Source organism: Streptomyces sp. PsTaAH-137, from assembly GCF_003259365.1.
Classification (GTDB): Bacteria; Actinomycetota; Actinomycetes; order Streptomycetales; family Streptomycetaceae; genus Streptomyces.
On the sequence record NZ_QLLY01000006.1, the window covers coordinates 248,066 to 273,125 of the forward strand.

The window sequence follows — 25,060 nt, forward strand, 5'->3', positions numbered from 1 at the left end:
CGCGCCTCGGGGGACTATGCTGCTTCCTTCGTAACTTCCGTACCAGTGACGGCAGTTCGAACAAGCGGCATCCGTGGAAACATTCGGGGGAGTGGCGTGAGTACCGCCTATGTACCGCAGCAGTCGGCATCACCGGGCACCGGCGACGGTGGGGTGGGACCCCTGCCGTCGGCGAAGCCGCCGTACGCCAGTGAGGCCACCCGGCTGCTGTGCGCCGGGACCTATCTCGACCAGGACTACCGGGACCGGGTCGTCGAACAGCTGCATCTGCACGAGCAGCGCATCGCGGCCCCGTCGCTCGGCTTCGACGCCGCCCGGGTCCTCGCGCACGCGCTGCGCGCCCGGCGCCTCGAAGTGGCGTGGGCCGGGGCGGTGCTCGGCCTGTGGGTGGTGGGCCTGCCGCTGACCGGCTACTGGATCCTCGCGTTCCTGCTGCCGTCCGCGCTGCTCGCGCTCGGCGTCTGGGTGCGCGGCCCGGAGCAGCGGCCGCCGGTCTACCGCAGGGCGGCCGCCTGGTACCTGCGCTGGTGGGGCCGGATCCTGCTGACCCTCCTGCTGGTCGCCACCGTGACCATGGCCACCGGCGACGGCGACGACTACGAGAGCTTCTCCTACGGGCTCCGCTCGGGCCTGCGGGACGGCCTGCCCGACGCCCTGAGCTGGCTGGTCCCCGAGAGCGCCGGTTCCGGCGACGCGCTGCACGGCTGGCTCACGCTGCTCCTGTTCGCCCTGGTCGCCGCGTGCGCGGTCGCCCAGCGGGAACAGCTCGCGCGGGTGCTCGGCACCGACCTGTCCGAGGGCCGCTTCGCGAACGCCTCCGCCGACCCGGCGGAGAGCGCCCAGGGAGCCCGCTTCGCCCGGGTCATGCGGCGGATCAGATCCGAGCAGCACGCGCCGCTGATCATGTACCACGCCGTCCGCCCGTTCTGCGGCGCCGGCGAACCCGTCGACACCTGGACCCTCGCCGTCGAGCTGCGCCCGGACCGGACGAAGAAGCAGCAGCCGCTCAACAACCGGGGCATCCTGGAGAAGATCCGGCCGCTGCTCGAACAGCTGCGGTTGCCCGCCGAGTTCGCGAGCACCACCGTGCGCGACCGGCTGCGCTGGCTGGAGATCGACGAGTGCGTCTTCCTGCCCGTCGAGGGCCTCGCCGCGCGCGAGGACGCCCCCTACCGGCCGGAGGCGTTCGAGGAGCACCGGGAGCGGTCCGTCGAGGAGGGCGCCGAGAAGCGGAGGCACTTCCTGCGGATCCGGGTCGGCGGCTGGGAGGAGGAGCTGGTCGTCAGCGTCTTCGTCCGGGTCCACACCCAGGGCCGGATGCTGATGCTGGAGATCGCGCCGCACGTCCTCGCCCCGATCCGCGAACCGTTCCGCGACGCGGACCGCACCGCCCACCAGTTCCGCCACAACAACCCGTTCGGCAAGGCGGTCTGGGGCATCACGCGCGTGCCGGGATCGCCCGCCCGCTCCCTCGTCACCGTCGGCCGGTGGATCGGCTACGGCTGGCAGGTGCTCACCGGCGGGCACAGCGGCGCGCTGCCGGACGGCCCCGCGCTGTCGGTGCGCGAGCTGGGCTCGGAGGGGCCCGGCTCGCTGTTCCAGCAGATGGACGTCGAGCGGTATCTCAAGTCCGTCCAGGACCGGATCGCGGGCGGGGTGCGCCAGGCGCTCGCCGAATCCGGTTACCAGACCGGCGAGTTCGTCCAGAAGATCGTGAACATCAGCAGCGGCGGCGTGAACATCGACCGCGTCGAGGACTCCACCTTCGCCGTCGGCAGCCACGCCAGCGCGACGTCGGGCAAGGCCGAGGACGCCCCGGCCAAGAAGGGATCAGACGATCATGACAGCGAATGACGAGCCCTCGGTCAGCATCGGCGACGTCCACGGCAGCACCTTCGCCATCGGCAGCCACGCCCACGCGGAGAGCCACACGCACGGCGCCCCGCAGCGCGACGAGACGATGGCCGAACTCCTCGAAGCCGTACGGGAATTGCGCGCCGATCTGACCCGGCTGCGCGACGACGGGCAGCTCCGCGCCCTTGATGCCGAACTCGCCGAGACGGAGGGCGAACTCGTCCGCACGGGCAGCGCCCCCGCGACCCGGCTCGACCGGCTGCGCGCCCTGCTCGGCGATTCGCAGGCGGTCCTCTCGCTGTTCACCTCGGCGGGCACGGTGGCCGCCATGCTGGGGAACCTCAGATGAGCGGGCGTCATTGGAACGAGGAGACCCAGCGCTGGGAGGAGGCGGGTTCGGGTCCTGCGACGATGTCGTCACCGCCTCCGCCACGGCCGGAGTTCGCGCCGCCGCCCACGTCCTGGCCCGAGCCGGAACTCGCGGGGCCGGCCGCGTCGCCGCCGGCCGGGCGCAACCGGCGCTTCGTCCTGGTGATGGTGGGCGCCGCCGTGCTCGGGGCCGCCGTCGCGTCGACGGTGGTTCTGGTGGGCCGGGGGGACGATGCCGGGCCGGACCCGAAGCAGACCCGGGCCGCCGCCTCCGCATCCCCGAGCGCCGAGCCCACTCCGACCCCGACCCCGACTCCGACGGCCACTCCGTCGGCGACCGGCGAACTCCCCGCCGATTACCGGGAGGTCTCCGACGCGGCCGGGTTCACGCTCGCGGTGCCCGAGGGCTGGGAGCGCACCGAGAGCGCGCAGGGCGTCTTCTACACGTCCGCCGACGAGACCTCCCTCATCCAGGTCTTCACCATCGAGGAACCCGACACCACGCCGCTCGCCTCGCTCCGCACCGCCTCCGAGACGCTGTCGTCGACCAACCCCGGGTACGAGGAGGTGTCCCTCGCGCAGACGGCGGCTCCCGAGGGGGCCTCGGACGCCGTCACCGACGATGCCGCCGAGTTGGTCTACGCGTATGACAGCAAGAAGCTGGATGCCCGGAGGAAGGTCGTCGACTTCTCGTTCACCGCGCAGGACGGGGCGCAGTACGCGGTGCTTGTAGCGGGCCCCGACACCGACTGGCCCACCCAACGCACCCGCCTCACCACAGCCCTCTCCCGCTTCAGCCCCGGCCCGTAAGGGGCCTTCCGGATGCGCAGTTCCCCGCGCCCCTGGCTTGTCGTTCGTGTGCGGCCCGGTGGCCGCTTCTCGCGCAGTTCCCCGCGCCCCTGAAGGCATGCGCTGCGCGCAGCCTTCCCCTGAGGCTGCGCTCCGCGCGCCTCTCTTGATGAGATGGCGCACGAAGTGCGCATCTCAGGGGCGCGGGGAACTGCGCGACCAGCCACGACGGTGGCGCACCCGACGAACTACCCAGGGGCGCGGGGAACTGCGCGACCAGCCACGACGGTGGTGCACTCGACGGTCTACCTAGGGGCGCGGGGAACTGCGCGACCGGCCACGACGGTGGTGCACCCGACGGACTACCTAGGGGCGCGGGGAACTGCGCGGGCAGCCCCAACCTGGGGCGTGCGGGGCTTGGATCGGAGGGGGGTTTCGGTGATGGAGAGGGCGGCCAGCAAGGCCACCGCGCTGACCCCCGCCGCGACGAGGAAGATGTGATGCGTCGCCGAGACGACGGAAGCAGCCGAACCGCCGTGCCCGGCGGCACTGTTGAACAGCGAGCCGAACACAGCCAGCCCCACCGAGGCCCCGATGGTGCGGAACAGGTTGCCGCTGGCAGAAGCGACCCCCAGATCCTTCATCTCCACGCTGTTCTGCGCGATGGTCAGCACCATCTGCGTGAAGAACCCCATGCCGACCCCGGTGAGCACCATGAAGAGGGAGGCGGCGGCGCGGGAGGTGTGCGTGTCCATGGTGGAGAGCAGCAGGGTGCCGACGGTCAGGAAAGCCCCGCCGAGCACCGGGAAGACCTTGTAGCGCCCGGTACGGGACATCACCCGCCCGCCGATCTGGGACACGACCACCACGGGCGCCATGAGCGGAAGCAGCAGCAGCCCCGAGCTGGTCACGGACGTGTGCTGCACGGTCTGCTGGAAGAGCGGGAGATACAGCGAGGCCCCGAACATCACGGCACCCAGGGCGAACATCATCACCGAGGCCAGCCCGAAATTGCGGTGCGCGAAAATCCGTAGCGGAAGCACCGGCTCGGGCACCCGGCGCTGGACGAGGACGAACGCGGCGCCGGCCACCACGGAGACGACGAGCAGCCCCACGACCTGCCAGGACCCCCACGCGTACTGCACGCCGCCCCAGGTGGTGGCGAGCACGACGGAGCTGATGGTCAGGGTCAGCAGGGCGATGCCGGGCCAGTCGATGCGGACCCGGGCGCGGTCGGCCGGGCGGTCGGCGGGCAGCATCAGCAGGCACCAGACGAGGGCGACGAGCCCCAGCGGCAGATTGAGGTAGAAGGCCCAGCGCCAGCCGAGGTGCCCGGTGACGAGGCCGCCGACGAGCGGCCCGCCGATGGTGCCCAGCGCCATGACGGCGGCGGTCATCCCCTGGTAGCGCCCGCGCTCGCGGGGCGGCACCAGGGACCCGATGAGCGCGAACGCGAGCCCGCCGAGCCCGCCGGCGCCGAGCCCCTGCACCACGCGGAAGCCGATCAGCTCCCCCATGTTCCGGGCGGCGCCCGACAGCACGGACCCGGCGAGGAAGACGCCGATCGAGATCAGGAAGACGCGCTTGCGGCTGTAGAGGTCGCCGAGCTTGCCCCAGACCGGGGTGGAGACGGCGGTGGTCAGGGTGTAGGCGATGACGACCCACGACAGGTGGGAGGCGCCGCCGAGGTCCCGGACGATCGTCGGCATCGAGGTACCGACGATGTTGTTGTCCAGCATCGACAGGAGCATCGCGAGCATCACGCCGAGCATGGCCCAGCGCACAGAGACGGAATCAGGCATGCCATCGAGAAAAGCACACTCGTTAAATAAGTGCAACGAATCAACTTTTTGAACAAGACAACCCAAGGGGTGTAGGCTGTGATCATGACCGTCGAACCCCTGGGCCGTCGCGAACGCAAGAAGGCCGCCACCCGCCAGGCCCTCGCCGACGCCGCGCTGCGGCTCTTCCTGGAGCACGGGTACGACGGCGTCGGCATCCGCGACATCGCCGAGGCCGCCGACGTCTCCACGACCACCCTGTTCAAGCACTTCTCCGGCAAGGAAGCCCTGGTCTTCGACCTCGACGAGGGCCAGGAGGAGGACCTGGTGGCGGCGGTCCGGGACCGCCCGGAAGGCCGTACGATCCTCGGCTCACTGCGCGAACTCGCGCACCGTTACCAGGAGTTGGACCCGTCCGACGCCGACGCGGCCCGCTTCCGCGAACTGGTCGACGGCACCCGGGCGCTGCGCGAGTACGCCGAGCGGATGTGGCTGCGGCACCGCACCGCGCTGGCCCGCGCCATCGCCGAGGACACCGGCGCGCCCGAGGGCGATCCGGCGAGCGAGGCGCTGGCCGCCTTCGCGCTCCAGGCGATCCGTGTGGGCGACAGCCCCGAGGGCGTCGACATCGCCTTCGACATCCTGGAGCGCGGCTGGGACGCCACCCGCCGCGCGTGATGCAGCGCACTTCTGCCGACCGTTCACGCATGTTCTCCGCACCCCCGGGCAGGGGCCATCGACGTCACCCCTGAACGAGCCGGCCGGCCGTTCACGGCGGTGCACGGGGGCAGCTCATGAACGGAAGGCGAAGCAGGACGTGTCAGCACAACAGACCATCCATGTCGGCGGAGAGTGGCGCGGTGCCGCCTCAGGGGCGAGCCGCGAGATCATCGACCCGGCGGATGCCGCACCGTTCGCCGTGATCGCCGAGGGCGGCGCCGAGGACGCGGACGCCGCGATCGCCGCTGCCCGGCTCGCCTTCGACGAGGGCCCGTGGCCGCACACGCCCGTCGCCGAACGCGCCGCGCTGCTGCGCCGGGTCGCCGACCTCCTCGTACGGGACCGGGAGAAGATCGGCCTCCTGGAGAGCCGCGACGCCGGGAAGACCGTCGAGGAGGGCCGCGTCGACGTCGACTGCGTCGCCGACGCCTTCCGCTACTTCGCCGACCTCGTCGTCGGAGAGGGCGCAGGACGGGTCGTCGACGCGGGCTCCGACGAGATCCACAGCGTCGTCGTGCACGAACCCGTCGGCGTCTGCTCGATGATCACGCCCTGGAACTACCCGCTCCTCCAGGCGAGCTGGAAGATCGCCCCGGCGCTCGCCGCGGGCAACACCTTCGTCATCAAGCCGAGCGAGATCACCCCGCTGACCACGGTGGTCCTCGTCGAGCTGCTGGTCGAGGCCGGACTTCCGGCCGGAGTCGCCAACCTCGTGACGGGACCGGGGAGTTCGGTCGGCGCACGCCTCGCCGACCACCCCGACGTCGACCTCGTCTCCTTCACCGGCGGCCTGGTCAGCGGCACGAAGGTGGCGCAGGCCGCCGCCGCGTCCGTGAAGAAGGTCGCCCTCGAACTCGGCGGCAAGAACCCCAACGTCGTCTTCGCCGACGCCTGCGACACCGAGGACGGCTTCGACACCGCCGTCGACCAGGCGCTGAACGCCGCGTTCATCCACAGCGGCCAGGTCTGCTCCGCCGGTTCCCGGCTCATCATCGAGGAGTCGGTGCGCGAGCGCTTCGTCGCCGAACTCGCCCGCCGCGCCGAGAAGATCCGGCTCGGCCGGGGCACCGAGAAGGACGTCGAGTGCGGGCCGCTCGTCAGCGAGCAGCAGCGCGACAAGACCGAGTCCTTCGTGGCCTCCGCCCTCGCCGAGGGCGCCGTGCCCCGGTGCGGCGGCAAGCGCCCCGAGCCCAGCGACGTACGCCCGGCCACCGGCTACTTCTACGAGCCGACCGTCCTCGACCAGTGCCACCGCGAGATGCGGGTCGTGCGCGAGGAGACCTTCGGGCCGATCCTCACCGTCGAGACGTTCCGCACCGAGGACGAGGCCGTCGCCCTCGCCAACGACACCGAGTACGGGCTCGCGGGCGCCGTGTGGACCGCCGACGCCGGGCGCGCGCGGCGCGTCGCCGGGCGGCTGCGGCACGGGACCGTCTGGATCAACGACTTCCACCCCTACCTGCCGCAGGCCGAATGGGGCGGCTTCGGGAAGAGCGGCGTCGGCCGTGAGCTCGGCCCCGCCGGGCTCGCCGAATACCGCGAGACCAAGCACGTCTACCAGAACCTGGCGCCCGCGCCGGTGCGCTGGTTCGCGGGCTGATCTCTTTCGGTTGCCGGTCGGGCGCGCCACCGTCGTGGCTGGTCGCGCAGTTCCCCGCGCCCCTGAGATGCGCACTTCGTGCGCCATCTCATCGACAGAGGCGCGCGTCAGCGCAGCCTCAGGGGCGCGGGGAACTGCGCGACCAGCCCCCACCGGCCCGCAGCCGCCCCCCCCCGACCGAACCCCCCACCATCAAGCGAAGTACCTTGCCAACCAACGGAGTTGACGCATGCCGGAAAACCCCGAACAGCCCCAGCACACGTACGACTACGTCATCGTCGGCGGCGGCACCGCAGGGTCGGTGATCGCCTCCCGGCTCACCCAGGACCCGAACGTCACCGTCGCCGTCATCGAGGGCGGCCCCAGCGACATCGGCCGCGACGACGTACTGACCCTGCGCCGCTGGCTCGGCCTCCTCGGCGGCGACCTCGACTACGGCTACACCACCACCGAGCAGCCGCGCGGCAACTCGCACATCCTGCACAGCCGCGCCAAGGTGCTCGGCGGCTGCTCGTCGCACAACACGCTGATCTCGTTCAAGCCGCTGCCCGGCGACTGGGACGAGTGGGCCGCGGCCGGCGCCGAGGGCTGGGACCACCAGGCGATGGACCCGTACTTCGGCAAGCTGCGCAACAACATCGTCCCCGTCGACGAGCAGGACCGGAACGCCATCGCCCGCGACTTCGTCGAGGCCGCGCAGACGGCGACCGGAGTGCCGCGCGTCGAGGGCTTCAACAAGGGCCCGTTCAAGGACGGCGTCGGCTTCTTCGACCTCGCCTACCACCCCGAGAACAACAAGCGGTCCTCCGCCTCCGTCGCGTACCTGCACCCGCACATGGAAGCGGGCGACCGCCCCAACCTGACGCTCCTGCTGGAGACGTGGGCGCACAAGCTGGAGTTCGTCGACGGCACGCGCGCCAGCGGCGTGCACGTGCGCACCAAGGACGGCGAGGAGCAGCTGATCACCGCGCGGCGCGAGGTCGTCGTCTGCGCCGGGGCCGTCGACACGCCCCGCCTGCTCCTGCACTCCGGCATCGGCCCGAAGGCCGACCTGGAGAAGCTCGGCATCCCCGTCCTGCACGACCTGCCGGGCGTCGGCGAGAACCTGCTCGACCACCCCGAGTCGGTCATCGTCTGGGAGACCGACGGGCCGATCCCCGACAACAGCGCCATGGACAGCGACGCGGGCCTGTTCGTCCAGCGCGACCCGGACGCGGCCGGGCCGGACCTGATGTTCCACTTCTACCAAATACCGTTCACGGACAACCCCGAGCGGCTCGGCTACGAGAAGCCCGAGCACGGGGTCTCCATGACGCCGAACATCCCGAAGCCGAAGAGCCGCGGCCGCCTGTACCTGACCAGCGCGGACCCCGAGGTCAAGCCCGCCCTCGACTTCCGGTACTTCACCGACGAGGACGACTACGACGGGCAGACCCTCGTCGACGGCATCCGCATCGCCCGCGAGATCGCGAAGACGCAGCCGCTCGCCGGCTGGCTCAAGCGCGAGGTGTGCCCGGGGCCCGACGTCACGGGCGACGAGGAGCTGAGCGAGTACGCCCGCAAGGTCGCGCACACCGTCTATCACCCCGCGGGTACTTGCCGAATAGGGGCCGCTGACGATGAACTCGCCGTGGTCGACCCCGAGTTGAGGGTCCGCGGGCTTCAGTCCATCCGTATCGCCGACGCGTCCGTCTTCCCGACGATGCCCGCGGTGAACCCGATGATCGGGGTGCTCATGGTCGGGGAGAAGTGCGCCGAGCTGATGGGTGGTGATGCGTGATGAGTACGGCTACTGAGACGCGTACGGAGACGGGGACCGAGACCGTCTTCTCCGTCCGCAACCTGTGGAAGGTCTTCGGCCCCAAGGCCGAACGCGTGCCGCAGCAAGCCGAGTTGGCGGACCTGGACGCCGCCGAGCTGCGCGCCCGTACCGGCTGCACGGCCGCCGTCCGCGATGTCTCCTTCGATGTCGAGCGCGGCGAGGTCTTCGTCGTCATGGGCCTGTCCGGCTCCGGCAAGTCCACGCTCGTCCGCTGCCTGACCCGGCTCATCGAGCCGACCTCGGGCGAGCTGGCCATCGACGGCGAGGACGTCCTCGCCATGGACAAGTCCCGGCTGCGCGCCCTGCGCAGGCGCCGCGCCGCCATGGTCTTCCAGCACTTCGGCCTGCTGCCGCACCGCACCGTCCTCGACAACGTCGCGTACGGCCTGGAGATCCAGGGCGTCGGCCGCGCCGAGCGCCGCGCCAGAGCCGCCGAGGTCGTCGCGAAGGTCGGCCTGGAGGGCCTGGAGTCCCGCCGCCCCGGCCAGCTCTCCGGCGGCCAGCAGCAACGCGTCGGCCTCGCACGGGCGTTGGCCGTCGACCCCGAGGTCCTGCTCTTCGACGAACCGTTCAGCGCGCTCGACCCGCTGATCCGGCGCGACATGCAGGAAGAGGTCGTGCGGCTGCACCGCGAGGAGGGCCGCACGATGGTCTTCATCACCCACGACCTGACCGAGGCGCTGCGCCTGGGCGACCGCATCGCCCTGATGCGCGACGGCCGGATCGTGCAGCTCGGCACGCCCGAGGAGATCGTGGGCGCGCCCGCCGACGACTACGTACGGGAATTCGTCCGTGACGTCCCGCGCGAGCAGGTCATGACCGTCCGCCGCGCCATGCGCCCGGCCGACAACGACGAGGCCCGGCGCGGCGCCGCCATCGCGCCGGACGCCACGGTCTCGGAGGCCATCGAGGCCGTCGCGCGCACCGGTTTCGCGGTACGGGTCATGGACCAGGGCCGCTGCCTGGGCATCGTCGACCACGAGCGGCTCATCGCGGCCGTCGGCGGCGCCCCGGCCCCCGCCGCCCCGGCCGCTGCCGTCACGGGCGAGGAGGCGGTATAGATGACCGCCGCCGTCACCGCCGCCCCGCCGTCGAAGACCGGCACGGGCGGCCTCAGGAACCTCACCCCGCGCCATCGCGCCCTCGGCAAGCTCCTGCTGCTCGCCGTCGCCGCGGCGGTGCTCGTGCCGATCGCCACCGCTCACTGGTCCGGCGCGGCCTGGCCGCACGCCCTCACCGTCGACATCTCCGAACCGCTCGGCAGGGCCAGCGACTGGATCATCGACAACCGTGACAGCTCCCCGCTGTTCATCTACTTCCTCGGCCACATCAGCAACGCGCTCATCGTCGCCATCCGCGCCGTGTACGTGGTGCTGCTCGCCGCCGGCTGGGCGGGCGTCACCACCGCCGCGGGCCTGATCGCCTGGCGCGTCGCCGGGTGGCGCCTCGCGGCATCGGCCGTCGTCGCCTTCCTGGCCTGCGGCGCCCTCGGCATGTGGATCCCGACCATGCAGACGCTCGCGCTGATGGTCGTCGCCGTGCTCGCCTCGGTGATCCTCGGCGCCCTGCTCGGCCTCGCCGCGGGCCTGAGCGAGCGCATGTACCGCATGCTGCGCCCGGTCCTCGACACCATGCAGGTGCTGCCCGCGTACGCGTACCTCCTGCCGGTCGTCCTGATCTTCGGCATGGGCGTCCCGGCGGCGGTCCTCGCCACCGTCGTCTACGCGGCGCCGCCCATGGCCCGCCTGACCGCGCTCGGCCTACGCTCCGCCGACGGCGGCGTCATGGAGGCCGTCACCTCGCTCGGCGCCACCGCCCGCCAGCGCCTGCTGTCGGCCCGCCTCCCGCTGGCCCGCAAGGAACTCCTCCTCGGCCTCAACCAGACGATCATGATGGCGCTGTCCATGGCCGTCATCGCCTCCGTCATCGGCGCCGCCGGTCTCGGTGACCGCGTCTACCAGGCCCTCGCCTCGGTCGACGTCGGCGCCGCGCTCGCCGCGGGCATCCCGATCGTGCTGCTCGCCGTCATCCTCGACCGGGTCACCGGCGCGGCGGGCGAGAAGCTCGGCTCGCACGAGGCGCCGGCCCGCTGGAAGTGGGGCGTCGTCGCGGCCGGCACGGTCGTCGTCGCGCTCGTGGTCCGTTTCGTCGCCGGCCTCGACTGGCCGGACGCCTGGGTCGTCAAGATCGCACCCACCGTCAACGACGCCGTCGACTGGATGACCGACCACCTCTACACCGGCGTCCCGTACGTCGGCGGCACCGCCGACTGGGCCGCGCACTTCACCACCTGGGTCCTCGACCCGGTCCGCTCGGGCCTGACCTGGCTTCCGTGGTGGTCCGTGCTCCTGATCGTGGCCGCGCTGGCCTGGCTGATCGGCACCTGGCGCACCGCGCTGACCGCCGTCCTCGCCATGGCGGCGATCGGCTACCTCGGCGTGTGGAAGGCGTCCCTCGACACCCTCTCCCAGGTCCTCGCCGCCGTCGCGGTGACCCTCGTCCTCGGCTTCGCGACCGGCATCGCGGCGGCCCGCAGCAACCGCTTCGAGCGCCTGCTCCGCCCGGTCCTGGACGTCTTCCAGACGATGCCGCAGTTCGTGTACCTGATCCCGGTCGTCGCCCTCTTCGGCGTCGGCCGCGCCCCGGCGGTCGCCGCGGCCGTGGTCTACGCGCTTCCGGCCGTCGTCCGCATCACCACGCAGGGCCTGCGCCAGGTCGACCCGGCCGCGCTGGAGGCGTCCCGCTCGATGGGCGCGACCACGGCCCAGCAGCTCCGCCAGGTCCAACTGCCGCTCGCCCGGCCCGCGTTGCTCCTCGCCGTGAACCAGGGTGTCGTCCTGACCCTCGCCGTCGTCATCATCGGCGGCCTGGTCGGCGGTGGCGCGCTCGGCTACGACGTCGTGTTCGGCCTCGCCCAGGGCGACCTGGCGACCGGCCTGGTCGCGGGTGCCGCGATCGTCTGCCTCGGCCTGATGCTGGACCGGGTGACGCAGCCGACGGGCCGCCGTACGCACGAAGGAAAGGGGGCCTGAGCAGTATGAAGCTGAAGCGCACTCATCGCTACGCGGCCGTGATCGCCGCGTCCGGAGCCCTTCTCGCCGTCACCGGCTGCGGCGCGGCGGACATGACGAAGCAGTCGTCGCCGTTCGCCAACGCCAAGGGCGCCAAGACGGTCACCCTCTCCGTCCAGTCCTGGGTCGGCGCGCAGGCCAACGTGGCCGTCGCCCAGTACCTCCTCGAACACGAACTCGGCTACCGCGTCGACACCGTCCAGGTCGACGAGGTCCCGGCCTGGGACGCCCTCAGCCAGGGCCGCGTCGACGCGATCCTGGAGGACTGGGGCCACCCCGACCAGGAGGCCCGCTACGTCAAGGACAAGAAGACGATCGTGAACGGCGGCGGCCTCGGCGTCACCGGCCACATCGGCTGGTTCGTCCCGACGTACTTCGCGAAGCAGCACCCGGACATCAAGAGCTGGAAGAATCTGAACAAGTACGCGGATCAGCTCAAGACCGCCGAGAGCGGCGGCAAGGGCCAGCTCCTCGACGGCTCACCCTCGTACGTCACGAACGACAAGGCCCTCGTCCAGAACCTGAAGCTGGACTACCAGGTCGTCTTCTCCGGCTCCGAGGCCGCGCAGATCACGCAGATGAAGCAGTTCGCGAAGCAGAAGAAGCCGTTCCTGTCGTACTGGTACACCCCGCAGTGGCTGTCCCAGCAGGTCCCGATGACGGAGGTGAAGCTGCCCCCGTACAAGGAGGGCTGCGACGCCGACCCGAAGAAGATCACCTGCGCCTACCCGACGACCCCGCTCCAGAAGTATCTCAACGCGGACTTCGCCGAGTCGGGCGGCGAGGCGGCGGACTTCCTGAAGAAGTTCCGCTGGACGACGGACGACCAGAACGAGGTCTCCCTCCTGATCGCCGACAAGAAGCTGACGCCGGAGGCGGCGGCGAAGAAGTGGGTGGACGGTCACCGGTCCACGTGGAAGGCGTGGCTGGGCAAGTAGCGTCTTCGCCTCAGCCTCGGTCCCGGCAGCCCCGGCACAGCCCGCCCGGCAGCGCCTCGGGCCTCCCCGGCCGCCCGCAGTCCGTGCACTCCATGAGGGTGCGGGGTGCGGGCGGCGGTGTGTCGCGGGTGGCCCGGGTCCGTTGCGGCGGCAGCTTGTCGCGGAGGCGGACGGCGAGGAAGGCGCGGGGCGAGTGAACGGTGGCGGGCAGGCCGCCGGTCATGGCCTGGGTGAAGAGCTGCGGGTCGGGCTCGCGGGCGATCCACTCGGCGGCTGCCGCCTCCAGCGTGGCGCAGTCGGCCGCCGAGAGGGTCAACCGGGGATCGCGCAGCCCGAGTTGGGCCAGGCGGCGGTACGCGTCGGAGCGGGGCTTCCGCGGCTGCGGTTCTTCGGCTTCGGCCTCCGGTACGTCACCGTCGAGGAACCGGGCCCACCACTCGTCATCCCGTGCGACCCGGGACCAGTACGTGTGGAACACCCAGCGCGTCGTGCCGTTCTCGGCGCCGGGTTCGGACAGTCGTCGTACGCGGCGCAGGTGCCCGGCGGCGGACAGCTCGTTCAGCGCGCTGCGCACGGCCGCCTGACCGTAGAGGGGCTGGGCCTTCGCGAGCGTTTTGGCGTCTATGGCGCCTTGCTCGGGGAGCGCGTCGATGAACCCGGCGAGGTAACGGGCCCGGAGGGGCAGGTGCGCGAAGGAGTCGCGGCGCAGGGGGCCTTGATCCGGGGTGCCGCGTTTTCCGTAGCCGGGGTTGGCCAGGGGGTGTGCGGGCGAGGGCAGCACGGAGATAGTGTTTTCGACAGCCACGGGATCGCTTTCATAGGGTTCGATCTTGCGGTCAGACCCCGGCAGGTGTTGGTAGCACCTGACCGGGGTTGTTTGTTGCCGCGACCGTAAAGGGTGGCGACCATGCGTGGCAAGCCGAACGCGGAAAGTGACCGTGGCTGGTCAACGGGCAGGGAGGGAGGGTGGGTTGAGACCCGGCCACCCATTCCTCACAAGCGTCGCTCGGGTGTCGCGGCTCGAAGCTCAGGCGGATTTCAGGCGGTGCGGGCGTGGGCCAGGAAGGCGTTCCAGGCGGGCGCGGCGGCACTGAAGGTGGGGCTTTGGGGGCCGAGCTTCGAGTCGCGGATGTGGACGCGGTCGGGGCGTACGGCGGCTTCGAGGCAGTTGCCACCCTGGCTGTCGCTGTAGCTGGACTTGAACCACGTCAGGCTGGCGTTCACGTTTCCTGCGCCACCTTTCTGATGAACTCGGCCGAATCCTCGGGGCTGAGGGCGTGCATGCGGATCATGTCATGGGTGCGGGTGAGCGCACTGACCTTGTCCGGGTCGGCATACAGGGTGCTGGTCTCCGGCCCCTCCACGTACGCATAGTGCTCGTGGTCACCGGTCTCCAGAAGGGCGATGGCGCCGTTGAGCGCAACCCCGTAGGCCCGCCCGAAGGGCAACACCTGAATCAACACGTTCCGCAACTCGCCGACCGCCAGCAGGTGTTGAAGCTGCGACGCCATGACGTCCGGGCCGCCCACCTCGGACCGCAGCGCGGCCTCGAACATGACGAAGCTGAACAGGACGCCGGGACGCGCCCCCAACGCCTCCTGCCGCTTGAGCCGCCCGGCGACGCGCTCCTCGACGGTCTCGTCGTCGAGCGGCGGCGAACTGGCGCCGATGAGCGCCTTCGCGTACGCGGGCGCCTGGAGCAGTCCCGGGATGAGCAGAGGCTCGTACGAACTGACGGCGATGGCGTCCTTCTCCAGCGCCATGAACTCCTGCGACCGCTGCGGATGCGGCTCGGGCTTCAGGTACTCCTGCGCGGCGACGATCTTCCCGCCCGCGCCGCAGAGCTGGTCGGCGATCTGGAGGAGCCGGAGGGTGGGCTTACGGCGCCCGTTCTCCATGGACTTCACGTACTCGCAGCCGTACCCGGCCTCTTTCGCCAGTATCTCGCGGTCGACCCCGGCTTCGGTGCGCCAGAGCTTGATCTGGCTGCCGCAGTAACGCCACGCGAGATTCGTCTCCGTCGCCGACATCCGCACGCACCACTTTCCTCAGGGACCACGCCAGGTACAACTACCCGAAGTACACGCGTCGTTACTCCCGAGAGTACGCGGCGAGCCGGAACGGTGGACGTATGCAGAGGACACCGCCGACGCGGCTACCCCAGGACATCGAGTGGCGCCTGCCGCGTCAGGCGCGGAGCGTGGGGAGGGCGCGGCTGCTGTTCCGCGAGACGGCGGTCCGCTGGGCCCTGCCGGCGGCCGTCACGGACACGGCGGAACTGCTGCTCAGCGAACTGATGACGAACGCGTACCGCCACGCGAAGGCCCCGGCGGACCGGGAGATCCGGGCGCGGGCGACCCTGACGGGAACGGTTCTCCGGGTGGCGGTGACGGACGCGAGCGCCGAACTGCCGGTCCCGCGCGCGGCGTCTCCGGACGAGGAGTCGGGGCGGGGCCTGGCGCTGGTGGAGATGCTGGCGGGGGAGTGGGGCGCGGAGGCCAGGAAGGAGGGGGTCGGCAAGGTGGTGTGGTTCGAACTGGAACTCGCGGCCTCCGCCGACTGCCGCCCCTGACCACCACCACCATCACCCCTGTGGGCGCAATTGGGTATATGTCGGCGCTTTTCGGCCACAAACGCCACGGAGCCTTGTACTGCCCTTGTCCGCGGGGCGATGGTCCAGGCATGGAACCTGGGTTCATCGGGCGGAGCGACGTGCCCGGCTTCGAGGAACTGCTCGCCGCCGCCCGGTACTCAGCCTGCCATCTGGGGATGCGTGACGTGTACGGACTCGGGGACGACACGCGCCCGGCGTACTGGGCGCCGTGGGCGGACCTGATCGACCGCACCGCCGTCCGGGGCATCAGAATGCGCCGGGCCCGCATCGTCTCCGAGCCCGTCACCCCGTACATCGAGTACGAGCACGCCGGAACCCTCGTCAACGTCCGGACCGGCGAGGACGTCCGCTGGCTCCCACGGCGCCAGACCTCGGACATCGCCCTGCCGGGCAACGACTTCTGGCTCTTCGACCGTTCCGCGGTGCTGTTTAACCACTTCACGGGCGAGGGGAACTGGAGCGAGCCCAAGTGGGAGATCCGCACCGAACCGACGGTCATCCAACTCGCGGCGAGCGCCTTCGAAACGGTGTGGGAACGAGGCGTCCCGCACAAGAACTACACCCTCTGACGGGCCCGAGCGGGCGCGGCGGGCCCGTCACAGGATGTGGATGCGCTCCAGTTCGCCGTCCGCGCTACGGATCATCAGCTCGTGTCCCTTGGCCCGCTCACGCTCGACGAATCCGAGCAGCAGCAACGCCCGGTTGATGACGTCGGCCTTGCTGACGCGCCCCGACTCCGCCAGTTCGTTGACCGCGACGACGGCCGGGGGTGCCAGGGTCACCGAGAAACGCTCGCTGGCCGGGTGCTCGGGGTGCGGTGCCGCCATGGTGCTCGCTCCTGTCGATGGGCTCCGTGCGGACCTTGAGTGAACCACGTTGTCATCAGCATCGCACCACATGTGCACCACATTCTGGAGCCGGGCGGCAGCGTTCCTGGGTAGTTGCAAACGCCGAGGCCGCGCCTGACGGCGCGGCCTCGTACGGGACTTGCGTGAGGGCTAGAGCTCCGCGGCGGCGGCGCGCGCGAGGGTGCGTGCGGCGGCCGACCGGTCGGACTTCTTGGCCTTGGAGTCGCTCAGCGTCTTCGCGGCCTGGGTCAGCGTCTTCTTGCCCGGCTTCTTCGACGGCGACTGCGACAGCGCGCTGGCGGCCGCCTTCTTCTCCGTCTTCGTCGCGCTGCGCGAGGCCACGGTGCTGCCCGCGCCGGTGGCGGCCTTCTTCCCGGTCTTGGCCGATGCCTTCTTGCCGCCGGAGGTCTTGCTGCCGGAGGTCTGCGACAGGGCGCTGGCGGCCGCGGCCTTCGCCGATCCGCTCCTGCTCTTCTTCGTCGCCTTCGCAGCGGCCGACGCGGCCTTGGGCTTCGTGTTCTTCTGGCCTGCCATGTGCGTTTCCCCTCTCGGGTCGATCCCGATCCGTTCACTGGCGTGGTGAGGCACGAATACCGAGGAGGGGGACGACATCGTCATCGTTGTCGTCCCCCTCCGGCTGCGGTCGGCAGACCGCCGGCGGTGTGCCGCCGTCAGTCCTTGAAGACGTCCTTGACCTTCTCCTTGGCCTGGCGCGCGTCACCCTGCACCTGGTCGGCGCGGCCCTCGGCCGTCAGCCGCTCATTGCCGACCGCGCGTCCAGCGGCCTCCTTGACCTTGCCCTTGGCCTGCTCGGTCTTCGCCTGGGTCTTCTCGTCTGCAGCCATGTCAGTCCTCTCAGAGAAACACTGTTCCGCTCGGCGGTCGATCGGAGTTCTCGCTCCGCCGCCCAGACGCGCATGGTCAGCGCCTGGACGGCGGGTCTGGGTGACGGGTCTCAGCGGCGGGTCTCAGCGGCGGGCGAGCCGCCGGGGCCCACCGGGAACGCCCTGGAGCCCGTAATACCCGAAGAGTTCGGGCTCCATTTCCGCGGTGAGCTCGCCGTCCGTATCGATGGACGGGGCGTCCTTCACCTTCTGCTTCGGCCAGGCCACCTTGACGTACGAGGGGGCCACCTTTGCCGAGCCGAGGGGGACGAAAGTAATGCGCTTTCGCGTCGGCAGACCAATGGTCACGGCGGCGAAAGAGGGGCGGTCGTCGGATGTGTCGACGTATACCGACTCCAGGGTGCCGATTTTGTGACCCTCTGCGTCGACGACATCCTGGTCGCGCCAGTCACGAATATTCTCGGCGACGAACAAAGCGTCCAGCTCCTAGATTTGCTCGCATTCTCCGGCAATGGCAATGGCAATGGCATCCCGTGAAATGGAATGGCACATCGAACCGGAGCCGCTGTCTCGGTCAGATACGACCGGGGCCGGGCGTGCCGGGGGTGCCGGGCGTGCGGTGGGAGCCGTAGTGGGTGCCGATCTGCTGGTGGTAGTCGGCGTTGCCCAGGTGCTTCTCCTTGTCGAACTCGGGCGCGCTCTTGATCTCGTCCTTGGAGCGCGAGACCTGGATCGTCTTCGCCTCGGCGTCGACCGAGACGATGGTGCCCGCCGGCAGGAGGACCTCCTTGCCGAAGATCCAGACACCGGTGTCGACGACGATGTACTGCGAGTCCACGTCGGCGGAGTGCTTGTCGACCTTGCCGATGTGCCCGTCGGTGGCCTCGACCTTGAAACCGGTGAGGTCCGAGCCGGTGGTGTACCCCGAAGTGGCCGAGTAATTCCAGATGTTCTCAGTCATGAGCAAACCTCCGTGCGGGAAACGGTGTTGAAAGTGGCGGACGTTCAGCCCGCGCACCAACCGAGTGGCCACTCACGGCCCAGGCAAACAAGACCGGTGGAGATTTTCTGAATTTGCTGTGCGCACGCCATTCGCGGGTCGGTGGGCTTGAGTCTCCCGTAGGGGGAGACGGCAAGGTGGGGGCATGGACGGCGACGCGCTCTACTCGATCGGTGAACTGGCCCGGCAGACCGGCCTGAACAGTGAGGATGGGCGGAACACCACCGCATACAGTCGGCAGGTGAACGACATCGTCATCCTGCACGTGGACGCGACACCGTCCGCCCCCACCCTCGTCCTTCGGCCCTGGTGCGGTGAGGACACCACAGCCCTGATCGAAGTGTTCCGTGATCCCGTATTGCGCCGCTGGACCAGCTCGGCTGTGGAGAACGACGAGGATGCGACGCGGTGGGTGCGAAGCCAGGAATGCGGCTGGGCAGCGGGGGACCGGCTCGGGTTCGCGGTACTTGAAGCGCAACCCGGTTCGCCTCACGGCCAGTTGGCGGGCCACGTAGTCCTCAAAGAGCTGGCCCCCGGCAAACCGTCGGCCGAGGTGGGCTACTGGACCGCGGCACACGCCCGCGGCCGAGGCGTGGCGCCGCGCGCACTGGAGGCCCTCACCGGATGGGCCTTCGACGCCCTGCGAGCCAACTCCGAGACACCCCTTGAACACCTGGAACTCCTGCACCAGGTGGACAACCCGGCGTCGTGCCGCGTGGCGCACAAGAGCGGCTACACCCTCGACACGACCCTGCCTCCGGCGCCACCGACCTTTCCCCACGAGGGGCATCTGCACATACGGCGTAGGACCACCTGAACTCCGCTCGCCCGGAGCGTCCCCCGCACGCGCCGTACAACTACGCTCCAACAGCACAACCGGTCCTGGTCAAGGGGGAGATGGTGAACCGGCCGCTGCTGTTCCTCGATGTGGACGGGCCGCTCAACCCCTATGCGGCCAAGCCGCAAAGACGCCCTGCCGGCTACACGACAATCCGTGTTCCCCGAAATACCGCGGAGGACGACGAGACCCCCTCGTTCCGACGACGGCCCCTGCGCGTCTGGCTCAACCCCACACACGGGCCGGCTCTTCTCCGGCTCGACTACGACCTGTGCTGGGCCACCACCTGGATGAACGAGGCCAATCGCTGGATCGCTCCGGTACTCGGCCTGCCCGAACTCCCCTTCGTCGACTTCGGCGAAGCCCTGCTCCAAGAACGCCCCGACGGCGTCCACTGGAAAACCGGCCCCCTCGTCGACTACGCCGACGGCCGCCCCTTCGCCTGGGTGGACGACGAACAGAGCAGCCTCGACGAGCTACACGTGGCCGCACACCACCCAGGGCCCGGCCTCCTCCACCACGTCAACCCGCGAGTCGGCCTGGCAGAGGACGATTTCCAGAGGCTTGCCGAGTTCGCGCTCGGGTTCTGACCACGACCAGACCTGCACACATCTCCGCCCTGTCGCCACGTGGCGGAGGAAGCGGTGACCGGCATTCAGTCGAAGGTGCGCATCACTATCCAGTAGTCGTTGTCTTCCACGGTGACAGCGCAGAGTCGCTTCCCGTCAACTGACAGAGCCACAAGCTCGGGAGAATCGGTCGCTGCGGAAACCCGCGACGGAAGCCCACTCCCGATGGGATCCCTGACCGCCATCCAGCCGATGGAGCTTCCTCCGCTACCGGGCGGGAGGACGAGGAAGGAGCCGTCGGCGGAGTACAGGGAGCACCGTAGGGCGAGGCGATGCCAGGCGGCGTCGAGTTCATCGGCGGCCTGGGGCGAGGCGGCGGAGATGGCAGCGGTCGGCGTGACGTCGATTCCGTTCACGGCAAGGACGGCCGCCCGGACCGTGGTGACACTCTGGGATTCATGCGGTCTCCCCATGAGCTGCAGCCCGCAGCGTGTGAGTGTGTCGCGCCAGTCCTGCTGAATGCCGGCCTCCTCGGCTCGGGGTCCGCCGTAAGGGACGCCAACTACCCCTGCCCTGGACCGATTCCCGTAAGCCGCGCTTTGAATGCTTCAAGCAAGGGTTCCAGGTACGGATCCAACTCCGGCAGCCCGCCAACGAAGGAAACCAGCTTTCGGGTACCGGCGCAGGGTTCGATGAAGGTGGGTGGGTCGCCGGTGACCTCGCGTACGGAGGGGTGCTCGTCTCTCCTTCGGGCGAGGCCATGCTGTTCATCAAGCCGGATGACTGGGGCAAGTTGGAGCCCCGGCGGCGGGAGTTGGGGCCGGAGCGCCGAGAGTTGGCCAGGCGGGCCGGGCTGGACGACGGGAAATGGCGTGAGCCCATGTTCTCCATGGTGTGACGCGCAAGGGGGGAACAACCCCTACGCAGAACAGTTCACGCAGGTCGTGCCAGTTCCTCCGCGATCCCCCGCACCCCCTCCGCCGCCCGCCGCTGCAACCCCGGACCGAACGTGATCCGGGTCGCCCCCGCCGTGCCCCACTCCCGCAGTACGGAGCCGTCCGCCGGGGCGCCCGCGTTGATCGGGCCCTCGATGGCCGCGCGCAGGTGCGGCAGGGCCGTCAGTGGGGCGGCGATCGGGTAGACGCAGTCGGCGCCCGCCGCGATGTAGAGGCGGGCGCGCTCGATGGCCTCCGCCACAGGGTCGGCGGCGCCTCTGATGAACGTATCGATACGGGCGTTCAGGAAGATCGCGGAACCGGCCGCCGCGCGGAACTCCGCCAGCCAATCGGCTTGTGCGCGAGGTGATTTCAGGCCGTCGTCGCGGGTCGAGTCCTCCAGGTTGCAGCCGACCGCGCCTGTGTCCAGGAGTCTGGCCACCAGTTCCTTCGGGGGAAGGCCGTAGCCGTCCTCGATGTCCGCGCTGACCGGTACCGACACCGAACGCGCGATGCGGTGCACCGCCGCGAACATCTCGTCGGCGGGCGTGGAGCCGTCCTCGTAGCCGAGCGAGGCCGCGACCCCGGCGCTCGGGGTCGCGAGTGCCGGGAAACCGGCCTCCTCGAAGGCGCGGGCGCTCGCCGCGTCCCACGGGCCGGGGAGGACCAGCGGGTCGCCGGGGGAGCGGTCGTGGTGCAGGGCGCGGAACGTCGCGGCCGGGTTCACCACCCTGGGCCTCCTGGTTCGATGCGGCGGGCGACCATCAGGCGGTTCCAGCTGTTGATGACCGTGATCACCCCGATGAGGTGGGCGAGTTGGGGCTCGGTGAAGTGCTCGGCCGCCGTTGCGTAGACGTCGTCCGGGACGAAGGCGGCCGTCAGGAGCGTGATCGACTCCGTCAACGCCAGCGCCGCCCGTTCGCGCTCGCTGTACAGGTCGCCGGCCTCGCGCCAGGCGTTGAGGAGCGCGATGCGCTTCGCGCTCTCGCCGTTCTTCTCCACCGCCACGTCGACGTGCATGTCCAGGCAGAACGCGCACGCGTTGATCTGCGAGGCGCGGATCATCACCAGTTCGGCGAGGACCGGATCGCCGAGGCCGCGCTTCGCCGCCGCGCCCGCGGTCTGGAGGGCGCGGAGGACGTCCGGCTCCAAGTGGTGCGTGCGAGTGCTCACTTGGCGGGCTGCGGCTTGTAGTGGCCGGCGACCATGCGGGTGGTCACGCCGAAGCGGTTCCAGGCGTTGATCGCCGTGATCGCCGCGATGAGCTGCGCCAGCTCCTTCTCGTCGTAGAGGCGGGCCGCCTCCTCGTAGACGTCGTCCGGCACGAAACCGTCCGTCAGGACCGTGATCGCCTCCGTCAGCGCCAGCGCCGCGACCTCCTTCTCCGTGTAGAAGTGCCGGCTCTCCTCCCACGCGCCGAGCTGCACGATCCGCTCGACGCTCTCGCCCGCCGCCAAGGCGTCCTTGGTGTGCATGTCGAGGCAGAACGCGCAGTGGTTGAGCTGCGACGCGCGGATCTTCACCAGCTCGAACGTCACCGGGTCCAGTCCCTTACGGGCGGCGGTGTCCAGCTGGATCATCGCCTTGTAGACCTCGGGGGCGTGCTTGGCCCAGGCCAGGCGCGGGGTGTGCTCGTGGACGTACTCGGGAGTCGTGCTGTTCGTGTTCGTGGTCATGCTGCGAGCCTACGAAGGCATTAGCCCACGTGTATGGTCCATTTCCATGGCAAACGAGTGGGCCACTTCGCCGTCCGGGCAGGCGCTCGGCATCGATCTGCACATCGAGCCCACGGGCGCGTACGGGCTGCGGCGCGGGCTCACCGACGCGCTGCGCGAGGCCGTACGCGGCGGACGCCTCGCCCCCGGGACCCGGCTGCCCTCCTCGCGCACCCTCGCCGCCGACCTGGGCATCGCCCGCAACACCGTCGCCGACGCCTACGCCGATCTCGTCGCCGAGGGGTGGCTCACGGCGCGGCAGGGGTCCGGCACCCGGGTCGCCGAGCGGCCCGTCGAAGCGCCCCGCCCGGCCCCGACCCCGGCCCGCCGGGCCACCGGGCCGCTGGTCCACAATCTCCAGCCCGGCAGCCCCGACCTCGCCTCCTTCCCCCGCGCCGCCTGGCTCAAGGCCGCCCGCCGCGCCCTGACCACCGCCCCGAACGAGGCCCTCGGCTACGGCGACCCGCGCGGGCGGCCCGAACTGCGGGCCGCGCTCGCCGGGTATCTCGCCCGGGCCCGCGGGGTGCACGCCGACCCCGAGCGCATCGTGATCTGCTCCGGGTTCGCGCACGGGCTGATGCTGCTCGGTGACGTGCTGCGCGGGCGGGGGGCCGGTGACATCGCCGTCGAGTCGTACGGGCTGCCTCCGCACTGGCAGATCCTGGACCGCGCCGGGCTGCGCACGCGGCCGCTTCCGCTCGACGAACTCGGCACCGGGGCCGATGACCTGGGGTCTGCCGGGGCCGTGCTGCTCACCCCCGCGCACCAGTTCCCGATGGGTGATCCGCTGCATCCGGACCGGCGGGCCGCCGTCGTCGACTGGGCGCGGCGCACCGGCGGGCTCGTCATCGAGGACGACTACGACGGGGAGTTCCGTTACGACCGGCAGCCCGTCGGCGCGCTCCAGGGGCTCGACCCGCACCGGGTCGTGTATCTCGGCACCACCAGCAAGTCGCTCGCGCCGGGGCTCCGGCTGGGGTGGATGGTGCTGCCGCCCGGGCTCACCGAGGAGGTCGTCGCCGTCAAGGGGGTCAGCGACTGGTCGTGCGGGGTGCTGGATCAGTTGACGCTCACCGAGTTCCTGAACTCCGGGGCCTACGACCGTCATCTGCGCGGGGCGCGGCTGCGGTACCGGAGGCGGCGGGACCAGTTGGTCGCCGCCCTCGCCGAACGGGCGCCCTCGGTCCGGGTCACCGGGATCGCCGCCGGGCTGCACGCCGTCCTTCCCCTGGCACCCGGCACCGAGGACTCCGTGGTGCGGGCTGCCGCCTGGCAGGGGCTCGGTGTGGTGGGTCTCTCCAGCTACCGGCACGCCGATGTCTCCGGCGCCGATCCGCTCGATGCCCTGGTCGTGGGGTACGGGACGCCTCCGGATCATGGGTGGGCGGGGGCGCTGGACGCGTTGTGCAGGGTGCTGCCGTAGCGGGCCCGAGCTGATTTCGCGCAGTTCCCCGCGCCCCTGGGTAGTTCGTCGTGTGCGCCCCGGTGGCCGCTTCTCGCGCAGTTCCCCGCGCCCCTGAAGGCATGCGCTGCGCGCAGCCTTCCCCTGAGGCAGCGCTCCGCCGCGCCTCTCTTGATGAGATGACGCACGCAGTGCGCATCTCAGGGGCGCGGGGAACTGCGCGACCAGCCACGACGAGAGCCGCGCACGAAGAACGACCCAGGGGCGCGGGGAACTGCGCGATCAGCCACGATGGTGGCGCGCACGAGGGACTGCCTAGGGGCGCGGGGAACTGCGCGATCAGCCACGACGGTGGCGCACTCGGAGACCGGCCCGAGCTACGGCGCGGGGAACCGTGGAAGGAGACCCGGCCGAGCTACGGCGTGGCGTCCGGTGGTGGTGGGGTCTCGCCGAAGCGGGCCAAGGCGAGGGCCCCGGCCACCGCCACCCCGAAACCGACCACCGCCACCCACCCGAGCCCACCCCGCGTGCGGTCGCCGAGCCAGATCACACCCACCAGCGCCGGACCCACCGTCTCCCCGATGACCATCCCGGCCGTCGCCACCGTCACGGAACCCCGCTGCAACGCCGACGTCAGCAACAAGAACGCCGCCCCACCCCCGACCAGCAGTGCGAACGTCGCCGGGTTCGTCAGCAGCGCCCCGGGCGACACGTCGTCGATCAGGCGGACGCTCACCTCGACCACCCCGAAACCGAACCCCGAACCCAGCCCCAGCGCGAGCGCCCGCCCGCGCCCGGGCAGCCGGCCCGCGACGGCCCCCACCCCGAGCACCCCGACGGCCACCCCGAGCATCGCCCACCGCAACGCGTCCGACCCGGCCCGCGCCCCCTCCGCGCCGGAGGCCAGCGCCAGCATCGCGAGCCCGCCGCACACCGCGGCCACGGCACCCCACTCGGCCCCGCTCAACCGCACCCGCAACAGCCGCGCCGCGACCACCGCGGTGACGGCCAGGCTCGCGGCGAGCGCCGCCCCCACCGCGTAGATCGGGATGCTGCGCAGCGCCACGACCTGGAAGACGAATCCGACCCCGTCGAGCCCGAGCCCCGCGACATAGCGCCACTGCCGCAACGCCCGTACCAGCAAAGCCGGATCGACCCCGGAACCGGTCCCCGGCGGAGCCGCCCGCGCGGCCATCGCCTGGAGCACGGAGGCCGTTCCGAAACAGACGGCCGAAGCCAGCGCGCAGAGCATTCCCAGAGTCACACAGGGCATCTTGGGGTACGCGGGTGCGTGGTCATTGCAGGCGCTCTCTAATGTAGGCGCGGAGACATCACCACACACGGGGGAAC

29 protein-coding genes are annotated in these 25,060 nt (G+C 70.7%); 15 read left to right on the forward strand and 14 right to left on the reverse strand.

What is annotated here, in order from left to right; translation table 11 throughout:
- The first annotated feature begins 96 nt into the window (after positions 1–96).
- The 3 genes from K377_RS15650 to K377_RS15660 are packed head-to-tail and all read left to right on the forward strand — an operon-like array spanning position 97 to position 3,033.
- Positions 97–1,854: a hypothetical protein gene (locus K377_RS15650; RefSeq protein WP_111663938.1), complete on the forward strand. Its 1,758-nt coding sequence runs from the start codon at positions 97–99 to the stop codon at positions 1,852–1,854.
- The gene (locus tag K377_RS15655; RefSeq protein WP_111663939.1) at positions 1,841–2,203 is read left to right on the forward strand and encodes a hypothetical protein; all 363 of its coding nucleotides are present in this window, start codon (positions 1,841–1,843) and stop codon (positions 2,201–2,203) included. Before K377_RS15650 ends, K377_RS15655 begins: the two co-directional genes overlap by 14 nt.
- Entirely contained in the window at positions 2,200–3,033 is an 834-nt protein-coding gene (locus K377_RS15660; RefSeq protein ID WP_237551334.1) for a hypothetical protein, read from the forward strand. The genes K377_RS15655 and K377_RS15660 overlap by 4 nt, the downstream gene beginning before the upstream one ends.
- Positions 3,034–3,374: 341 nt before the next feature.
- Here K377_RS15660 and K377_RS15665 read toward each other — a convergent pair whose 3' ends face one another.
- Entirely contained in the window at positions 3,375–4,814 is a 1,440-nt protein-coding gene (locus K377_RS15665; RefSeq protein ID WP_111663940.1) for an MDR family MFS transporter, read from the reverse strand.
- A gap of 84 nt (positions 4,815–4,898) precedes the next feature.
- On the opposite strand from K377_RS15665, the gene K377_RS15670 reads away from it, so the two are divergent.
- The 6 genes from K377_RS15670 to K377_RS15695 all read left to right on the forward strand — a co-directional run bounded on the left by K377_RS15670 (position 4,899) and on the right by K377_RS15695 (position 12,944).
- Entirely contained in the window at positions 4,899–5,471 is a 573-nt protein-coding gene (locus K377_RS15670; RefSeq protein WP_111664184.1) for a TetR/AcrR family transcriptional regulator, read from the forward strand.
- 139 nt (positions 5,472–5,610) lie between these two features.
- A complete protein-coding gene (locus K377_RS15675; RefSeq protein WP_111663941.1) occupies positions 5,611–7,113 on the forward strand; it encodes an aldehyde dehydrogenase family protein in 1,503 nt (500 codons plus the stop codon).
- A 229-nt stretch (positions 7,114–7,342) separates the two neighbouring features.
- The gene (locus K377_RS15680) at positions 7,343–8,893 is read left to right on the forward strand and encodes a GMC family oxidoreductase (protein WP_111663942.1); all 1,551 of its coding nucleotides are present in this window, start codon (positions 7,343–7,345) and stop codon (positions 8,891–8,893) included.
- Positions 8,893–9,996 carry a glycine betaine/L-proline ABC transporter ATP-binding protein gene (locus K377_RS15685; protein WP_111663943.1) on the forward strand — a complete coding sequence of 368 codons (1,104 nt, stop codon included), beginning with the start codon at positions 8,893–8,895 and terminating at the stop codon, positions 9,994–9,996. The genes K377_RS15680 and K377_RS15685 overlap by 1 nt, the downstream gene beginning before the upstream one ends.
- The gene (locus K377_RS15690; protein ID WP_111663944.1) at positions 9,997–11,967 is read left to right on the forward strand and encodes a proline/glycine betaine ABC transporter permease; all 1,971 of its coding nucleotides are present in this window, start codon (positions 9,997–9,999) and stop codon (positions 11,965–11,967) included.
- Between the two features lie 5 nt (positions 11,968–11,972).
- Positions 11,973–12,944, forward strand: a complete 972-nt coding sequence (locus K377_RS15695) for an ABC transporter substrate-binding protein (protein WP_111663945.1) — start codon at positions 11,973–11,975, stop codon at positions 12,942–12,944.
- A gap of 10 nt (positions 12,945–12,954) precedes the next feature.
- On the opposite strand, the gene K377_RS15700 is transcribed toward K377_RS15695, so the two are convergent.
- The 3 genes from K377_RS15700 to K377_RS15710 form a co-directional block, all read right to left on the reverse strand.
- Positions 12,955–13,725: a hypothetical protein gene (locus K377_RS15700; protein WP_111663946.1), complete on the reverse strand. Its 771-nt coding sequence runs from the start codon at positions 13,723–13,725 to the stop codon at positions 12,955–12,957.
- Positions 13,726–13,982: 257 nt separating this feature from the next.
- Positions 13,983–14,168 (reverse strand): DUF397 domain-containing protein, encoded by a 186-nt coding sequence (locus tag K377_RS15705; protein WP_111663947.1) that lies wholly within the window; start codon positions 14,166–14,168, stop codon positions 13,983–13,985.
- Positions 14,165–14,974, reverse strand: a complete 810-nt coding sequence (locus K377_RS15710; RefSeq protein WP_111663948.1) for a helix-turn-helix transcriptional regulator — start codon at positions 14,972–14,974, stop codon at positions 14,165–14,167. The genes K377_RS15705 and K377_RS15710 overlap by 4 nt, the downstream gene beginning before the upstream one ends.
- Before the next feature lie 101 nt (positions 14,975–15,075).
- Between K377_RS15710 and K377_RS15715 the strand changes: the two genes are divergently transcribed.
- Together K377_RS15715 and K377_RS15720 are read left to right on the forward strand one after the other, a co-directional pair.
- Positions 15,076–15,516 carry an ATP-binding protein gene (locus tag K377_RS15715; protein WP_111663949.1) on the forward strand — a complete coding sequence of 147 codons (441 nt, stop codon included), beginning with the start codon at positions 15,076–15,078 and terminating at the stop codon, positions 15,514–15,516.
- Between the two features lie 110 nt (positions 15,517–15,626).
- Entirely contained in the window at positions 15,627–16,127 is a 501-nt protein-coding gene (locus tag K377_RS15720; RefSeq protein ID WP_181512577.1) for a DUF6879 family protein, read from the forward strand.
- Positions 16,128–16,154: 27 nt separating this feature from the next.
- On the opposite strand, the gene K377_RS15725 is transcribed toward K377_RS15720, so the two are convergent.
- The 5 genes from K377_RS15725 to K377_RS15745 all read right to left on the reverse strand — a co-directional run bounded on the left by K377_RS15725 (position 16,155) and on the right by K377_RS15745 (position 18,212).
- Positions 16,155–16,385, reverse strand: coding sequence for a hypothetical protein (locus K377_RS15725; protein WP_111663950.1), 231 nt, complete (start codon positions 16,383–16,385; stop codon positions 16,155–16,157).
- A gap of 171 nt (positions 16,386–16,556) precedes the next feature.
- On the reverse strand, positions 16,557–16,940 hold the full coding sequence (locus K377_RS15730) for a hypothetical protein (RefSeq protein ID WP_111663951.1): 384 nt from the start codon (positions 16,938–16,940) through the stop codon (positions 16,557–16,559).
- A gap of 137 nt (positions 16,941–17,077) precedes the next feature.
- The gene (locus tag K377_RS15735; RefSeq protein ID WP_111663952.1) at positions 17,078–17,251 is read right to left on the reverse strand and encodes a CsbD family protein; all 174 of its coding nucleotides are present in this window, start codon (positions 17,249–17,251) and stop codon (positions 17,078–17,080) included.
- A 123-nt stretch (positions 17,252–17,374) separates the two neighbouring features.
- Positions 17,375–17,725: a PRC-barrel domain-containing protein gene (locus K377_RS15740; RefSeq protein ID WP_111663953.1), complete on the reverse strand. Its 351-nt coding sequence runs from the start codon at positions 17,723–17,725 to the stop codon at positions 17,375–17,377.
- Positions 17,726–17,825: 100 nt separating this feature from the next.
- On the reverse strand, positions 17,826–18,212 hold the full coding sequence (locus K377_RS15745) for a PRC-barrel domain-containing protein (RefSeq protein WP_111663954.1): 387 nt from the start codon (positions 18,210–18,212) through the stop codon (positions 17,826–17,828).
- 184 nt (positions 18,213–18,396) lie between these two features.
- On the opposite strand from K377_RS15745, the gene K377_RS15750 reads away from it, so the two are divergent.
- Together K377_RS15750 and K377_RS15755 are read left to right on the forward strand one after the other, a co-directional pair.
- On the forward strand, positions 18,397–19,068 hold the full coding sequence (locus tag K377_RS15750) for a GNAT family N-acetyltransferase (protein ID WP_111663955.1): 672 nt from the start codon (positions 18,397–18,399) through the stop codon (positions 19,066–19,068).
- A gap of 83 nt (positions 19,069–19,151) precedes the next feature.
- On the forward strand, positions 19,152–19,679 hold the full coding sequence (locus K377_RS15755; RefSeq protein WP_161194991.1) for a hypothetical protein: 528 nt from the start codon (positions 19,152–19,154) through the stop codon (positions 19,677–19,679).
- A 65-nt stretch (positions 19,680–19,744) separates the two neighbouring features.
- On the opposite strand, the gene K377_RS15760 is transcribed toward K377_RS15755, so the two are convergent.
- Positions 19,745–20,074, reverse strand: coding sequence for a hypothetical protein (locus K377_RS15760; RefSeq protein ID WP_237551335.1), 330 nt, complete (start codon positions 20,072–20,074; stop codon positions 19,745–19,747).
- A 317-nt stretch (positions 20,075–20,391) separates the two neighbouring features.
- On the opposite strand from K377_RS15760, the gene K377_RS41670 reads away from it, so the two are divergent.
- Complete coding sequence (locus K377_RS41670; protein ID WP_161194984.1) at positions 20,392–20,556, forward strand: hypothetical protein; 165 nt, start codon at positions 20,392–20,394, stop codon at positions 20,554–20,556.
- Positions 20,557–20,591: 35 nt separating this feature from the next.
- Here K377_RS41670 and K377_RS15765 read toward each other — a convergent pair whose 3' ends face one another.
- The 3 genes from K377_RS15765 to K377_RS15775 are packed head-to-tail and all read right to left on the reverse strand — an operon-like array spanning position 20,592 to position 22,269.
- A complete protein-coding gene (locus K377_RS15765; protein WP_111664186.1) occupies positions 20,592–21,320 on the reverse strand; it encodes an isocitrate lyase/phosphoenolpyruvate mutase family protein in 729 nt (242 codons plus the stop codon).
- Positions 21,317–21,766 (reverse strand): carboxymuconolactone decarboxylase family protein, encoded by a 450-nt coding sequence (locus K377_RS15770; RefSeq protein ID WP_111663958.1) that lies wholly within the window; start codon positions 21,764–21,766, stop codon positions 21,317–21,319. The genes K377_RS15765 and K377_RS15770 overlap by 4 nt, the downstream gene beginning before the upstream one ends.
- A complete protein-coding gene (locus K377_RS15775) occupies positions 21,763–22,269 on the reverse strand; it encodes a carboxymuconolactone decarboxylase family protein (protein ID WP_111663959.1) in 507 nt (168 codons plus the stop codon). Before K377_RS15775 ends, K377_RS15770 begins: the two co-directional genes overlap by 4 nt.
- Before the next feature lie 46 nt (positions 22,270–22,315).
- Between K377_RS15775 and K377_RS15780 the strand changes: the two genes are divergently transcribed.
- Positions 22,316–23,731, forward strand: a complete 1,416-nt coding sequence (locus tag K377_RS15780) for a PLP-dependent aminotransferase family protein (RefSeq protein ID WP_111663960.1) — start codon at positions 22,316–22,318, stop codon at positions 23,729–23,731.
- Between the two features lie 394 nt (positions 23,732–24,125).
- Here K377_RS15780 and K377_RS15785 read toward each other — a convergent pair whose 3' ends face one another.
- Positions 24,126–24,962 (reverse strand): hypothetical protein, encoded by an 837-nt coding sequence (locus K377_RS15785; RefSeq protein WP_111664187.1) that lies wholly within the window; start codon positions 24,960–24,962, stop codon positions 24,126–24,128.
- Positions 24,963–25,060: the final 98 nt, after the last annotated feature.